This window comes from Fluviispira sanaruensis, from assembly GCF_004295685.1.
GTDB lineage: Bacteria > Bdellovibrionota_B > Oligoflexia > Silvanigrellales > Silvanigrellaceae > Silvanigrella > Silvanigrella sanaruensis.
Window position 1 is genome coordinate 1,642,386 of record NZ_AP019368.1, and the last position, 15,256, is coordinate 1,657,641.

A 15,256-nucleotide genomic window follows, 5' to 3' on the forward strand; every position below is an offset into this window, starting at 1 on the left:
CCCCATGATATCTGTGTGATTATTTTTAGTAAGAAGGGGTTATGCACACGTGTTTTATTTAAAAATTTTACTATTTCTTTCCAAATTAATAAAATCCCAGTTTAAGGGATTTATAATTATCTTTTTTTTATTTAATTGTATAGCTTGTAAGTCTTCAGATATAAAAGTTCAAGACTCAATCAATTCTACTTATTCCGCACCCCCCCTTGAAGACAAAAAATACGGTCCAATATTGGCAAAATGGTATCGAGAAAATTCAATTTATAGAGATTTAGAAATGGTTTTTCAATCCTCTGCCACGTTGCTTACGCCAGACATGAAAGAGGCTTATGAAAAAAGACTTTTAGAAACGCAAGGAGTTGGAGCAAAAATCGATAAAAATATTATGAGTGATTCAACTACATTTGCTATAGTTGTCAATCATTTTATAAAGACGAAAGCTTTATTAGAATTAAATGATAACAAATTATGGAACTTACAACTTTTTATAAATGGAAAATCCTATTCACCAGAAGGAGTGATTTCTTATAAAAATAAGGAAATTTTATCCTCATATTTTCCAGATAGCTCATTTTGGAGCCGTTTTTATGTGGTGCATTTTAAACTTCCATCGCATCTGATTGAAGAGATTTCAGCAGAAGAAAATGTTGGGAAAAGGAGTTTGCCTCAAAACGGAGATAGAACTATTGTCTTCACAATGAATTCAGGGGAAGTGCAAATCAAATTCTCTTGGAATCGTTAAAAATAGTTTTATTGGAAGGAATATATTTTGGGCTTATTACAGAATTTTGAATCTGAAACAAATCATCTGACTGAAGAGCAACGCTTGTGGAGAATTGCAGATGGATTTCGTTTTTGGGTGTGCTCTGAACTCAGAAATCTTGAGTTTTCAGAGCGCATTTCACTCAGAGGGGATTATCTATTTGTTGTTGATGATAAACCACGATTTATCGTCATGATAGATGAAATCGGCTCGTGGTCCGTTGCATTGAACAACGACGATAAACAAATTCTTTTTACAGTTGATGAAAATTGCCCTTGGCCAGTCGATCTTTCACAAATTAATAATGTCATAATGGGTTCATCCCGTTCAACAATATTTACAGATTCCTTTACATTGCATAAATTATTAATAGGAACACTTAAGGCGCGTATTGCTTTTGTGACAGGTAAAGTTACAATAACAGGTGATCTTGCAGCATTTCTAAAAATGGTATCTATTTTAAAACGCAATGGAGTTAAGCCTGGAGTATGAAAAATCTCAATATCAATAGCGTTGGCAATGCAGGGAATGTGCTTATTACGGGTGCGTCGAGTGGTATTGGCCTTGAATTTGCTCACATTTTTGCAAAAGAAAAATATAATCTTCTTTTAATTGCGCGGAGTGAAGATAAACTTCAACACTTAGCAAACGAATTAAGTGAAAAATATAAGATTAATTGTAAAATTATTGCATGTGATCTTGCAAAAATCGGAGCTGCTCAGGAAATTTACAAACGAACAAAAACTTTAGGAATTAAAGTCGATATTCTTGTAAATAATGCTGGATTTGGAGCTCATGGTTTTTTTAAAAATATTGATCTAAAAACTGAAACTGAAATGATTCAAGTAAATATCACAAGTTTAACTGAGTTGACTAAGCTCTTTTTGACTCCAATGCTCGAGAAAGGTTCGGGGAAAATATTAAATGTTGCTTCGACAGCCGCTTATCAACCTGGGCCTCTTATGGCTGTTTATTATGCTACGAAAGCTTATGTTCTTTCATTTTCAGAAGCCTTAGCAAATGAATTAGCGGACTCGGGAGTGTCTGTAACTGTGCTTTGTCCTGGGCCAACACAATCAGGTTTTCAAGCTGCAGCACAGATGGGTAATGATTTAAAATTATTTCATTCGACTATGACAGCAGATTCCTCAACAGTCGCTTATGCGGGCTATAAAGGACTTCTCTCTTCTCAACGTGTTGTTATTCCTGGTGTAAGTAATAAAATTGGCACATATTCCGTTAAGTTTTTACCAAGAAGCTTTGCTGCTTCAGTTGCCCGTTGGTTGCAAGAAAAAAGATAAATTAACTTTATTTACGACTGATTCTCTCCCTCTCTTCTAGGCTCAATTCAAATCTCTTTCTTGGTAATTTAATGTTATGAGCTGGTGCAGTTGGAATTTTATCAATTCCAATAGAATCATGAGAGCCATAATCCAATAGTTCGGAAGCATTTTTAGTTTTTGGAAAAGGTGATTCTTCTTCGAAAAAGGTGTTTTTCTTTTTGCTATCTATTTTATTCGGTTGTACTGATTTTGTTTTTCCTGTTGCACCTAAATTTCCAAATATTTCTTGAGTTTTTGCTCTCAATTCCAGAGTCATTTCGAATAAATCGACAACTCTATGAGTTATTTTTTCAAGACTGTCTTCGGTTAATATCAGGCCAAAACGGCCTTCAACACCACTCTCTTCAATGATTTCACGGATAGCTTGACTTGTTGCTGTGCGGAATATTTGGCTCATCTGCTCTCCTTTTAATTGTGTGCAGCCTATATAAACAGCATATATTTCTTTTGTTTTTAAAAATGGAAAGGTGTCAATCTCAACCTGTGAAAAATATTCCTTAGTATTAAATTTAAATATATTTAAAATCAATATGTTAAGAGAAGTGAAAGGACTTGAAATTCAGTCATTCTGAGCTTAGTCTTGCCCAGTGAATGGGCTTCTTTTCATTTTAAAATTGAGCCTCTCATTATATCATGTTTTTGTGATGGAGATCCTATGCCTGAGCTACCTGAGGTGCAAAATTTTGCGCAATCCATTCAGTCCAATTATGTAGGAAAAAAATTTAAGAATATTATTTTTCATAGAGATAATTTAAGATATCCATTTGAAAAAGCAAAATTAGAGAAAATATTTGCTAATGGGATCGAGTTTTTAAATTGCTATCGAGAAGGCAAACAAATTATTCTGCAAACTTCAAATGGTTCTGTAACAATCAGTTTGGGTATGACCGGTGCATTTAAAGCAGCAAATCAGAATGAAGTTGAAAAGCATCAACATATTACTTTAAACTTTAAAAATGGTGAATCTCTTGCATTTGTTGATCCAAGAAGATTTGGTTTTTGGAAAGTTTTTGATTCAAAAGAACTAAAAAAAACGAGTTGTGATCCACTTGTAGAAACGGATCTTTTAGAGTTATTTTTATCTGAAGTCGTAAAAAATAAATGCATTTCTGTTAAAGATATGCTTATGGATCAAAAGTTAATTGGTGGAATAGGCAATATATATGCACTCGAAGCGCTTTTTCTTGCAGAAATTTTGCCAACAACTCGTTGTGTTGATTTATCAATAACGAAATGGAAAAAGTTAGCTAAAGAAATTCCAATTATCCTTAATCAAGCAATTGCTTTAGGGGGCTCTAGTATTTCTACTTATCGATCATTTAAAGGCGATAAGGGTTCATTCCAAACTTTGCACAAAGTTTATGGAAGAGAAAATGAAAAATGTTTGAAGAAAGGGTGTCAAGGAAATATAAAAAGGATTGCTCAGAGTGGGCGCAGTTCTTGGTATTGTCCCGATTGCCAATTTTAAAGTTAGGATTTTATGAATTACAAAGCACCCTTAATTAATATAGAATATGCTGTTCTTTATTCTGATATGAGCACAATGCCAGAAAGAACTGCACAAAATGTTCTTAATTATTTAAATAAACAAGTTATTGAAAAAAATATAAAACATTTTTATTGTGTTGTCCCAATTCTTCTCGAACAACCCTGGCTAAATAATTCTGTTTCCTTAGTGATTATTTATTCGCTCGTCAGACAAAATAATCAGCTATCGATTGATTCATTTATCGTCAAAGAATTAGCACAATCTTTATTTATCAAAGATCTGCACTCAAGCAAAAATTTAGTGTCGTTTGAGTGTGGAGAAGAGACTTTTAAGAATACCATAACCGTAAATTTTGATTCAAATTTATTTGTAGATATTAAAAATAATATTAAAAATGATTTTATTTTTAAATTAAATGAACCCTTTGTTTTTGAACCTGTCTCAATTCAAAAACCTTGGGGACAAGAAATATGGTTTACAGGTGTTGAAAAAAGAGGTGTTTCTTGTATCAGGCCTTTCACAAATCGGAACGGCAGCTTACCTCTCCCTTGGGTTTTTTCTGCCATGCCTCAAACGCTGCAAGGGACAAAATTTGCAGGGAAAAACTTAACTTTGGTGAAAATACTCGATCCACTGCCAGATGAAGTTTTTGGTGACCTCTATTTTGAATTGCACGTGGAAAAGAATGAAGTTTATGTTGTCACAGAAATTTCTGCAGCAAGTGGCCGGATAAAATTGGGGGCTAACCCAGAGAAACTCAAAATGCATAAGGAGACAAAAGAATATAAAGAATTATTTTTAAACAGCGTTAAAAAATATGAAGCAATAAGACGGGATATTGATGCAATTTATGATGAATATCGTAAAGAAGAAGGTATAGAATTGAATTTACCAATCTCTGCCGAAAAAATAAAATCATGGCAAGAGAAAATTCCAAAAAATATGCTTGATTTAGAAAAAAAACTGCGGCAAGAAATGGATTCTTACGTTGGTTATTTAAATTTAAATATAGGTGATGTTGTCTGTGTGCCAACATATCTTCCACATGCCTTACAGCATGGCGTCAAAGTGATAGAGTTTCAAACGCCAACTTATGAACGTAAAATTATAAGTTTTGGACAAAAAGTCTTAACTCAATCAACATGGGATACCGTTGAAGCCATTTCGATTATGAATGTCCTTCCTCCGGAGCGCTCCAGGCTATTAATTTTTGAAGAAAATGAACATTATTTAGAAGAAATTGTATGTACTTTTAATGAATTTGATTCGATGAGAGTGACAGTAAATAAGGATTGTGAATATAATTTTTCAAAAAGCGTCGATTATAAAATATTATTTTTACTAAAAGGAAATTTTACACTTATTAACGAAAATTCTGAAGAGTTTTCCTGTGATGTTGGTCAATGTCTATACCTCCCAGCAAGTAAAAACTTTTCCGTGCAAAGCTGTAAAGATTCAGTTTTTTTAATATGTTATCCCAAATGAAGCACTGCTAAACAGATTTTTTAAGTTCCCGAATAAAACTCCGATACCTGCCTGAACCCTATTTAAGGGAAGTTGAATAAGTTCTTGCCAAATGTGCTTGAGTTTGGGGAATTTGCATGAAATTGGCTCCTAAAATAATAATACTTTTACTTGCTGTCACATTCGGGGTGATGACAATTTATAGTATTATTCAAATTAAAAATATGGAGCAAGAACTAATAAAAGATGCAAAAGAAAATCACTCTCTTATGCTCTCAAATTCTCTGGGGTTTTTATCAAAATCACTCTGGGAGTTGGATAAAGATATTTCTATTCGAGGAATGAAGCCTTTATTTGAAACAGGAACTGTAAATAACATTTTAATCTTCGATTATACTGGTAGTTTATTCAATGGACTCTATAGAAAAAATAATGAAATTGAAGTAATTGATCCACAAAGTATTCAAAAGGTATATAATATAGATACTTCTAAAATAAATTCAAAAAAAATGCCTTTCACGCTTATCCCGTCTAAACTCCTTTATAAACCTGAAAAATTAACAGACACGACATACGAAATCGTAGGTTCGCTATGGTGGAAAGAAACAGAGTTTTCAGAACCCAGATTTTTGGGTCTCGCTATCATGCATTTTTCTACAGAATTTATTGCCGTGAGATTGAATGAACAAAAAATTGGTTTTGTATATTTAACAATTGGTTTATGTGTCTCAATTATTTTATTAACATATGCCTATCTAGAAATTGAAATAATCTCTCCTATTCGAAAACTTATGATAGCCAGTTTAAATGTAGCTTCAGGAGTTTTTACAAAGATCAAAACAACAAAAGGTAAGGATGAGATTAATAAGTTAACAGAAAATTTTAATTATATGATAGTTAAAATTGAAAATAGTTTGAGTTTAATCCGAGGGCTCTCAGAAGCTTCTCAAGAAATCGTGAAATGTAAAGATTTACAAGAAATATCAAATATTTATAGTAATTATTGTCAAAAATTAATCCTCGCTAAAAAAGTGAGCGTGTGGCTTGATACAAGCAATGCATTGTCAAATGCTGCTCGAGGGATGAGACGTCTTTCTGACGATAAAGAGCTCGAACAAAATGATCCTATATTAAAACTTATCCTTACATCAGTGGAAGAGTTTCACGATAAATTCGATAATCTTAAAAAGGATGAAAAAAATAATAAAATTGTCATTCCACTTTTAAATTCAAAAGGAGTTATGCTTGGACTCATCGAAATTGAATTTTCTTTGTCCGAGTTTAAATACGGTGAAGAAGAAAATAGAATTGTAAAAGGGTTAGGAGTTTCATTATCAACTGCGATTGAAAACTATTGGCATGTATTAAAAGAAAAAGAAAGAGCAAATATCGAAAGAGACTTTGAACTAGCGAGTGCTGTGCAAGATTCAATTTTATCTAATGATATTCCTGATTCACTGCACTTTGACTTTTCAACCTTTTATAAAACAGCCAGTCAATGTGGCGGAGATTGGTATGGAGTCTATGAAGTTGCTCCTGATAAAATTCTTGTTCTTTTTGGCGACGTAACAGGCCATGGCACACCCGCCGCTCTGATCACGGCTGTCACACGGGGGGCTGCTGATATCATTAAACAGTTTATAATATCAGGTAGCATGAAAGTAGATGAAAAATTGCCTGGTTATGTGCTTGAATTTATCAATGAGTGTATTACAGAGACTGGGCGAAAAACTTATTATATGACAATGGTTTCTGCGTTAATAGATTTTAGTTCAAATCAGATTATAGCAGCATCGGCAGGTCACACTCCCCCGGCTTTGATTACGATGAATTTAGGACAGCCTGAAGTCAAATACATATATCCCAAACTAGGTTCGAGGCTAGGTTATGAAAAGGGATCTAAATATGAAACTCAGGCTTTTCCATTTCTTCCAGGAGAACAAATTATTTTTTATACCGATGGAATCATAGAAGGAGAAAACTCGTCGGCAAAAGAATATGGAATGAAAAAATTTAAACAGTCTATGAAAAACCATTGTGCGAATAAACCTGACCTATTTATAAAAAGTATTATTAATGATGCTTATTTATTTTTTGAAGGAATTCCGCAAAAAGATGATATCGCTCTAATGATTATTAGATTTTTAACTGAACAGGAAAAAGAGTTAAAAAAAGAAACACAAAACCCAAAAATGAGAGCTGCGTAACAAAATTTTGTCGCTCTCTCTGTCTGAAAACAAGACAATTATATATTAAAAATAATTTTTAATAGCTGCACTAAAAATATAAAGGCTATATAAGTTTTAATATAGCATAATAAGTCAATGTGATCAAATTTTTATTATGAATATACCAAATGTCTTTTTTTTTTACAGACGAAGAGAAGCTTGTTCATATAACGACCTGAGGGCATATTAATTGCAAGATTTATGAGCTTCTCTTATCAATTAATACACCTACCTAGCATTGTCTCTCTCGCATTGTCTCACCTTTATTATCAATCAATCCTGCCAAAAAAAGAAGCTCATACGATTTTTAGCATCAGTGAGTCCATTGTTATTAGCAAAAATTTCAATTCTCATCAAGAATAATTTATATATTTATTTCAGCTCACGCTTTTAATTAATAGAAAAATAAATTGGTAATCATGAATAATTATCTGCGCAATTGCTCATAAAGATACAATATCCATATTTTATAAACCCAATCAAGATATTAAATTTGCTTTATGACTGGACACATAGAAATGCATACTGTTAAAAATGTGGATGGATAGACTCAAGATGAGTTTACTTTTAATTCAAATCGAAAAAGGTAAAAAAATGCGTCCTTTTTTTAATCTCAAAGCTGTTTCAGAAAGAACATTGGGTCATGGCTTTTTCATTGACTCTGTTCCATTATCACATATTCTTGATCTAAGCACTTCACCTGTTTATGTCACGAGTTTAAATGCAATTGCAGAAAGAATTAGTATCTATAAAAAATCTTTAGAAAATTATTTTATAAATCATTCCATATTTTATGCAATGAAAGCAAATTATGCAGAAACGATTTTGCAACATATTAAAGAAACAGGCGCTGGAGTTGATATTGTTTCTATTGGTGAATGGCGCGCGGCACGACATGCAGGCTTTTCTCCTCAGAAAATTTGTTTTGCGGGTGTAGGTAAAAAAGAAGTGGAGTGGATAGAAGCTATCGAAGGAGGAATAGGATTTATAAATGTTGAACATCTCAGTGAACTTCAAGATATTCTTAATTACCTTTCCACTCATAAATTGAAATTATCGTCTCTTCCTATTCTATCTTTGCGCTTAAACCCTTGTGTTGAAGTCAAAACGCATCCCCATCTTAAAACGGGTGCCCTTGACTCTAAATTCGGCATTCTGTTTGAACATTTTGTAAACTGGATCAATATCATTCAACAAGACTTTTCGACTCAGCAAGATTTTGCAAATTGGCTTTCTCCCTTAAAAGGAATTCATGTGCATGTGGGATCTCAGTTGATGGAAAATAAAATTTTTTCCTTAGTGATTGATAAAGTCTTAGAGTGTGCTCATTTTATGTTTGAAAAGAATATGCTTCCTATGCATTTGGATTTGGGTGGTGGACTGGGCGTTCCATACGAAGGTGTGGATCCAAATGGAGATGATATCAAGAAACATATCGAATTATTTAGTACAATTTTAGTAAATAATATAAAAAAGTATGAAGCACTACAAGATAAATGGGGTAAAAAATGTGAAAATCTCAATGTAAGTTTTGAACCAGGCAGAAGTGTCGTTGCGAGCTCAACTGTATTCATAACCAAAGTGCTCTATACGAAGCATAACTCTGCTGAACATCATTTTTGTTATGTAGATGGAGCTATGAATGATTTTCCTCGACCAAGTCTTTATAATGCACAACATCAATGTGAAGTGATCAATTTTCAAGAAATAGAAAAATTAGAAACTCAATTTCATTGGAAAATTGTTGGTCCAGTCTGTGAAAGTGGGGATTTCTTATCAAGTGATGCTTTATTGCCAAATCTTAAAAAAAATGACGTAATTGCATTTTTCGAAGCAGGTGCATATTGTCGCTCGATGGCGAATAATTATAATTTAAGAAAACTTCCATCTGAAATATTTATAAAGGATGGAAGAATCATTAAAATAATTAATAATGAATTACCACCTATACAATAGGTGAATATTTGTGGGAAATATTTTCAATTGCAAGATTTACAAGAAGATAAAAATGGACAAGATGAATTTATTAGTGAAGAAATCTTCGAAAAAGTAACATGTTTTCTTTCAACTTTTAGAAGTAAAAATACGAGAGAATCTTATGAAAATGATTTGCGGGATTTTTTTTGTTTCTGCTTTTATAAATTAAACTGCAAAATCAATGAATTAAACCAAATTACAGAGCGAATTATCTTATTGTGGAAATATGATTTATCTAGTTTAAAATCTGCGTCCGTGCGAAGAAAATTATCATCACTGTCTTCATTTTTTAATTATCTAGTCAAAAGAAAATTATATGATAGAAATATCATGATATTAGTAAAAAGAGCAAATGTGAGTAAAGAAAGTAAAAAAAATATACTCACTTTAAATGAAGTGATACAAGTCATAAATCATCTTCATTTAAAATGTTCTGAATTCAAACACAAAAATTTTCGTCTTTATGGAAATTGGCGATTGCGCTACACTGCTTTATATACTTTGTTCACTGTAGGAATGCGAGTTGATGAACTTTGCTTATTAAAAATAAACTCCTTAGAAAAAGAAGGAGATGTTTGGCGTTTAAATATGTTAGCAAAAGGAAACATTCAGCATCGTCCTATAATCCATTCAGAAACAGCAGCTGTATTAATGGATTATATAAAAGAATTTCGCACAGGTTCTGCAAGTGAAGCTCCTTTGTTAATAAAAACTCAAGCAACAAAAAAATTGACAAGATTAAGTCGTTCTTCGATTTATGATATGGTTAAAATTAGCGTAAAAAGCGCCGGAATTTCTAAAGAAATTAGTCCGCATAGCTGTCGTGCAACACTTGCTTCACTTTTACATCAGAATGGTGTTCCTATTATTGAAATAAAAAATCTTTTAAATCATAAATTAGTAACCACAACAGCAATCTATTTAAAAAACACGCATGATGAATTACAAGCAGCAATTAAAAAAATTGAATTATTTGATTAAAATTATTAAGAATTTATAAATCAAGACGATATGAATGACTATCAAGATAATCTGCTCAGTGTCAAAAATTAAGACAATCAAAATCAAAATTGTATTTAAAAATCTATTGTCGTATAGAAAATTTGTCTTATTTACTGATTAAGGAAGAACCATGATTAGAGTGGATCAAATAAGTAATCGTAATATCTTAATAATAATCAGGATTTTATCCGTGCAATTATTTTTAACGAGTTTACCTATATTTGCTTTGACAAATGATATTTTAATCAACGTTTTTTTTAATGATAAGAATGTGCTCATAGAAAAACCTGAGAGTGATTTTCTTGTGCCAGTAATTGAAGAATCTCTCAGAGAAAGCCTTGCGGTTTTTTCTGAGAATAAAATATTTACCCTTGATACTTCAATAGTTCGTGTAGAAAATATATCTGGATTAAGAGTTTGTGACAAAGCAATAGAATTTCATAAAAAAACGATAACATTTCATGATCCTGATAAACTACTAGAAACCTACACTCAATGTAAATACAAAATTACAAATAATAAAACAAAGCAGTCTGTATTTTTACGTATTGGTTTAAATAGGACTTTTCGTTCATGGTGTAGAAAAAAAGACTCTTCAAGTAGAGAAATAAGGAAGACCGTCGATGCAATTCTAGATATTCTTCATGTTAAGTGTTGTAATGATTATTCTGTTAAAAAGTCTTTAGTTATAGCAAAAATGTTAAATTTAGCAGATAAGAAAATTGTTGATGTTTCTCCAGTTGGGAGTTTTACAAATTTACGAGCACTCTGGCTTAATGATAATTTAATTTCGAATATAACCCCTTTAACTTCATTAAAAAACTTATTTGTTATTAGTTTATCTAATAATAAACTTTCTACTATACAGTCGATAAAATATTTAAAGAATTCTCGTTGGGTATTTTTAAATCAAAATCATATAACTAAAATAAATGCGATCACTCAACTTGAAAATATGAAAGTTTTTACCGCAGAAGATAATGATATTATTGATATATCGCCTCTTCTCAATTTAAGAATGAACGTAAAAGTTAAAATAGATGGCAATCCATTCGATAAAAATATTTGCAAAGATTTCTTAGCTAAAAAATCTTCTGTCTTGCATAAAGATATATTAAATGATATTTGTCACGATTATATAAAAATAATTCCTGCTAAAATAGCAAAGATAAAGCAAAAGGGTATATAAGTTACCACCAAAAATGGGTTTGAAATGGGCCAAATTTTGCTTTCGTAAATTCCTTTTTATCCTTAAAATTTTCAGGAATAGCAAATCCTTCTGGCCTATATTCTTTGAGGGGATATAATAATACGCGATTTTTTTCTTTTTTTCTTGATAAACTGTGATTTACGTAGGCAGATATATCATATGCATCCTCAATTTTAAGAAGAGGATTTTCGTGCGTAGCACCATTGGGCATATTCGTGTATAAAAAAGAAGTTAAGAGTGGAATCATATACATATGACCACCATCACTGTATGTATCATTTCCAGCAATAGGTGGAAAAATATAACCTTCGCCCTTGTTAAAATTGGGTTTTTTAATTCCCAATCCTTCTTCGCCATGGCAGCTCGAACATTGAGTGCTATAAAGCCCTTTTCCTTTTACAGGATCTGCAGCCCTCTTGGGTAAATGAATATTATTATCCAATTTTGTAAAGTACATATTCATATTTGGAATTGTTTTACTTCCTAACCAATTTATATATGCGACAATTGCAACCATTTCTTTTGAATTATCTGGCATTTTTTGTGGATTTGTTCCGAGCATTCCTCGGATAATTGTTTCTATGGATTTCACAGTCATAGATTTAATATCAAGCTGTGGAAATTCATTTTTACTATTTATCCAAGGGATTGAAAACTTTTTAGTTCCAGGTAAACCACTCGGCCCCGATTGATGGCAGTGTACGCAGTCCAAATTATTTGCAGAAATTCTTAAATTATTATTTTGTGCATTTGGTCCGATCAATTGCGAAGTATTGGTTACGAGATTGATACCATAACGAATATTATCGCCTTCTTTACCCTTTGGAATATCATTTTTATTTGGTTCAACCCAGTTTTGTTTTTTCCGTTTCTCAATCTTTTCTATAAGTTTTTTTGCTTCATCAACTTGGGTGATTTTTGTTCCGAGTGGGTATTTTTTTAAATCCCATGAATTTTGTGCAAAGCTTGCAGATGAGATTGCACATAAGAGGGCGCAAGATATTTTGTATGCTTTCATAGAACATCCTATTTTTAAATATTTTATTTTAACAAAAAAGAAATATATTTAAAAGTTGGATATTTATAGTTCTTTTAATCAATATTTTGACTCTTACGGAACAGGTAAACCATTTTGTTTCATAATATAGAGAGCATTTGTTGTAGGACAAGGTCCTTCTTTAATTAGATAGTCAAAAGCAAGTGCTTCTCCTTCAATATGTTCTCTAAAATGCATATTAATTAAACGTTTATCATTTTTATCGAGTTCCGTTAAAGCTAAATCATGGGTAGAGATAAAACCAAATGAATTTTTTTCAAATAACGCATGTATTATATGCCAGCTACCAATATAACGTTCTTTGTTATTTGTTCCTCTAAATATTTCATCGATCAGGAAAAAACCAGGATTTTTATTATTATCATCGAGTGAATTTAAAATAAAATGTAACCGTTTCACTTCTGCATAGAAATAACTCGTGCCATCTGACAGTGAGTCGTCAATGCGAATTGCGCATAAGAGGCGAAAGGCTGGAAAAATAAACTTATCGGCAAAGACAGGAGCTCCCATATTTGCAAGGACAATATTTGTGCCAAGAGTTCTTAAAAAAGTACTTTTGCCTGCCATATTACTTCCAGTGAGCAACACGACAGGGGAATTTTTATTTAATTTGATTGAATTGCAAATCCGCTTATGAGTTGCAATTAAAGGATGTCCTATATTTTCACATTCAATTTGTTGATCATTTGCCTGCTTTCTATCAAGCAAAGTGAGAAAACGGCTTTTAGGATTTTCACTCGCTAAGCGTGCAAAACTCGCAATGAGATCAAAATCAATTAATTCATTTTCCCATAATTCCAGTTTGGTTATAAATTTTTTAATTTTAAATTGTAAAATAAGGCAGACAAGCGCATCAAAAGGGAGAAAAATATGTAAAGTCACCCAAAAAATAGGATTGCCGCGTAAAGAAACAATGTCGAGTAAAAAATTTAAAGACTTAATTTGTCTCTTAGCGCTTTTCTTTAAAAATGAAAAATTCAAATTATCTGCGATTGTTTCGTTATTATTTAAATTTGCTATTATCTCTTGAATTGTTTTAGATGATTGAGAAACTTTCGCTGCTAAATTGGTTATAGGAGTAAAGATAAGAGTACCAAGAATAAGAAATCCTGTGTAGAGAAAAATTGGGTTTAAAAATGCTTCTGTATTGCCAGAAGATAAAAACTGTTTAAATGCAGGTAAAAGAATAATAAACCATGCAAAAATACTTACAAATGCGTAAACAATGCGAAATACGTTTGAAAAGATAGAGTATTCTTTTGATTCTTCGTTTTCATTTTCTTGTTTTTTTTCATTGAGTTTATAATAATTTTGCAAAAAGGACTCATTTAATCTCATGGCTTCAAAATGTCTTAAAAGTCTTGTTTTTGATTTTAGAAGTTGAGCTTTATTTGAGCGTTCTATGACCGTGTTCGTATCTTCAGGATGTATGCCTGAATCTAATAGAAGTGTAAAAAGCTTTTCAGAACCGTTTTGTGTCGAACAGGTATTTAACAAGGAATAAAGTTGTGTGTGAATATCAAGATCTGAAGAATAAACATGCGCGGCTGGAGTTTTTACGCATTCATCGTGCCAAGGTGATTTATGTAACGTTATGAAGGCAAAATCTCTTTGCAACCTTGCTTCCGAAAGATTGTAGCTTAAAGCAATTGCTTTCCATTTTTTTTGCCTAGCTTGAATAGCATTGTGAGCCCAAGATGTCATTAAGCAAAAGGATAGGAATAGTATAATGAGAATAAAAATCGTAGTCGAACTCGATTTTTGCGCATAATTTACGACAATTGCTAATAATGTGATGGTGCTTATAAGACGAAAGAGCGCGAATCGATTGTCTAAGGTTTTGAGTTTATTATAATAATTTAATGAGCGCTCTTGTGCGCGTAAAAAAGGTGATATTTTACCATAATATTTTATGTCATTAATTTTATGTAGATCTTCTTTCATTGTCGGCTCTTTCACTCGGGAAAATTAAAAAAAATTAAACGATTCAACCTTTTGAAGCTTACAGAGAAATTATTGTAAGGACAACTCTGTAGTGCTTCAGTCGTTACTGATTAAAATTTAGACAGATAGAATTAAAGTGTCTAGTATATATACAGTATAAATGAAAAATTACCTTTAAAAGACAATATAAATATAGCTTTATCAATGGCATAATTTTTGCTATATAAATAAGCATAAGCTTAACTCCTAAGCTTATAAGCATTTATCACTCAGCTTTAAAACCTAATAAAGGATATTAAATGAAATTGTTTTTTATTATTTTTTCGATTTTATTGAGTTTTTCTTCTTTAGCGATACCGTTAAAAAGAAAAGATATCAGAGCAAGTCGTCAGTTAACAAAAGAGCAGGTTGCCAATACATTGGAACGTGCTGGTTTTCCTCGTGAAATAGTGCCAGTTGTCACTTGTATTGCTGAATTTGAATCTAATTTTAATCCAAAAGCGATTAATAAGCACAACACGAATAACACAAAAGATCATGGTTTATTTCAAATCAATGATATTTGGATGGCAAAATGTAAAATGTCTGCAAAAGATTTGCAAAACCCATTCATGAATGCCAGATGTGCATTTAAAGTTTACCAGCAACAGGGATTGACTGCTTGGGTTACATATAAGAAATTTAAGAGAACTTGTCTCTCTTATCAAATTCCAAACTATAGCACAACTCATTTAGCTGACGTGATTGTGCAAAATAATCAGTTGATGTGATAGAGAATA

13 protein-coding genes are annotated in these 15,256 nt (G+C 31.9%); 10 read left to right on the plus strand and 3 right to left on the minus strand.

The window, feature by feature from the left end:
- Positions 1 to 49: 49 nt before the first annotated feature.
- Genes EZS29_RS06970 through EZS29_RS06980 form a run of 3 tightly spaced genes read left to right on the plus strand, consistent with a single transcriptional unit; the run spans position 50 to position 2,064 of the window.
- Positions 50 to 742 (plus strand): hypothetical protein, encoded by a 693-nt coding sequence (locus tag EZS29_RS06970; protein ID WP_130607965.1) that lies wholly within the window; start codon positions 50 to 52, stop codon positions 740 to 742.
- 27 nt (positions 743 to 769) lie between these two features.
- A complete protein-coding gene (locus EZS29_RS06975; protein WP_130607968.1) occupies positions 770 to 1,255 on the plus strand; it encodes a hypothetical protein in 486 nt (161 codons plus the stop codon).
- On the plus strand, positions 1,252 to 2,064 hold the full coding sequence (locus EZS29_RS06980; protein WP_130607971.1) for an SDR family NAD(P)-dependent oxidoreductase: 813 nt from the start codon (positions 1,252 to 1,254) through the stop codon (positions 2,062 to 2,064). The genes EZS29_RS06975 and EZS29_RS06980 overlap by 4 nt, the downstream gene beginning before the upstream one ends.
- A gap of 7 nt (positions 2,065 to 2,071) precedes the next feature.
- On the opposite strand, the gene EZS29_RS06985 is transcribed toward EZS29_RS06980, so the two are convergent.
- On the minus strand, positions 2,072 to 2,503 hold the full coding sequence (locus tag EZS29_RS06985; RefSeq protein ID WP_130607974.1) for a hypothetical protein: 432 nt from the start codon (positions 2,501 to 2,503) through the stop codon (positions 2,072 to 2,074).
- Between the two features lie 258 nt (positions 2,504 to 2,761).
- Between EZS29_RS06985 and mutM the strand changes: the two genes are divergently transcribed.
- The 6 genes from mutM to EZS29_RS07015 all read left to right on the plus strand — a co-directional run bounded on the left by mutM (position 2,762) and on the right by EZS29_RS07015 (position 11,455).
- Positions 2,762 to 3,574, plus strand: coding sequence for a bifunctional DNA-formamidopyrimidine glycosylase/DNA-(apurinic or apyrimidinic site) lyase (gene mutM, locus EZS29_RS06990; protein ID WP_130607977.1), 813 nt, complete (start codon positions 2,762 to 2,764; stop codon positions 3,572 to 3,574).
- A 12-nt stretch (positions 3,575 to 3,586) separates the two neighbouring features.
- Positions 3,587 to 5,080 (plus strand): hypothetical protein, encoded by a 1,494-nt coding sequence (locus EZS29_RS06995; protein WP_130607980.1) that lies wholly within the window; start codon positions 3,587 to 3,589, stop codon positions 5,078 to 5,080.
- 116 nt (positions 5,081 to 5,196) lie between these two features.
- Positions 5,197 to 7,266, plus strand: coding sequence for a SpoIIE family protein phosphatase (locus EZS29_RS07000; RefSeq protein WP_130607982.1), 2,070 nt, complete (start codon positions 5,197 to 5,199; stop codon positions 7,264 to 7,266).
- 576 nt (positions 7,267 to 7,842) lie between these two features.
- Positions 7,843 to 9,243 carry a diaminopimelate decarboxylase gene (lysA, locus tag EZS29_RS07005; protein WP_172603823.1) on the plus strand — a complete coding sequence of 467 codons (1,401 nt, stop codon included), beginning with the start codon at positions 7,843 to 7,845 and terminating at the stop codon, positions 9,241 to 9,243.
- A gap of 27 nt (positions 9,244 to 9,270) precedes the next feature.
- On the plus strand, positions 9,271 to 10,245 hold the full coding sequence (locus tag EZS29_RS07010) for a tyrosine-type recombinase/integrase (protein ID WP_172603824.1): 975 nt from the start codon (positions 9,271 to 9,273) through the stop codon (positions 10,243 to 10,245).
- A 211-nt stretch (positions 10,246 to 10,456) separates the two neighbouring features.
- Positions 10,457 to 11,455 (plus strand): leucine-rich repeat domain-containing protein, encoded by a 999-nt coding sequence (locus tag EZS29_RS07015; protein ID WP_130607991.1) that lies wholly within the window; start codon positions 10,457 to 10,459, stop codon positions 11,453 to 11,455.
- Position 11,456: 1 nt separating this feature from the next.
- On the opposite strand, the gene EZS29_RS07020 is transcribed toward EZS29_RS07015, so the two are convergent.
- Positions 11,457 to 12,494 carry a c-type cytochrome gene (locus EZS29_RS07020; protein ID WP_130607993.1) on the minus strand — a complete coding sequence of 346 codons (1,038 nt, stop codon included), beginning with the start codon at positions 12,492 to 12,494 and terminating at the stop codon, positions 11,457 to 11,459.
- A gap of 93 nt (positions 12,495 to 12,587) precedes the next feature.
- On the minus strand, positions 12,588 to 14,477 hold the full coding sequence (locus tag EZS29_RS07025) for a MutS-related protein (RefSeq protein WP_130607996.1): 1,890 nt from the start codon (positions 14,475 to 14,477) through the stop codon (positions 12,588 to 12,590).
- A gap of 299 nt (positions 14,478 to 14,776) precedes the next feature.
- Here EZS29_RS07025 and EZS29_RS07030 point away from each other — a divergent pair, with 299 nt between their 5' ends.
- Positions 14,777 to 15,247 (plus strand): transglycosylase SLT domain-containing protein, encoded by a 471-nt coding sequence (locus tag EZS29_RS07030; RefSeq protein ID WP_130607999.1) that lies wholly within the window; start codon positions 14,777 to 14,779, stop codon positions 15,245 to 15,247.
- Positions 15,248 to 15,256 lie beyond the last annotated feature (9 nt).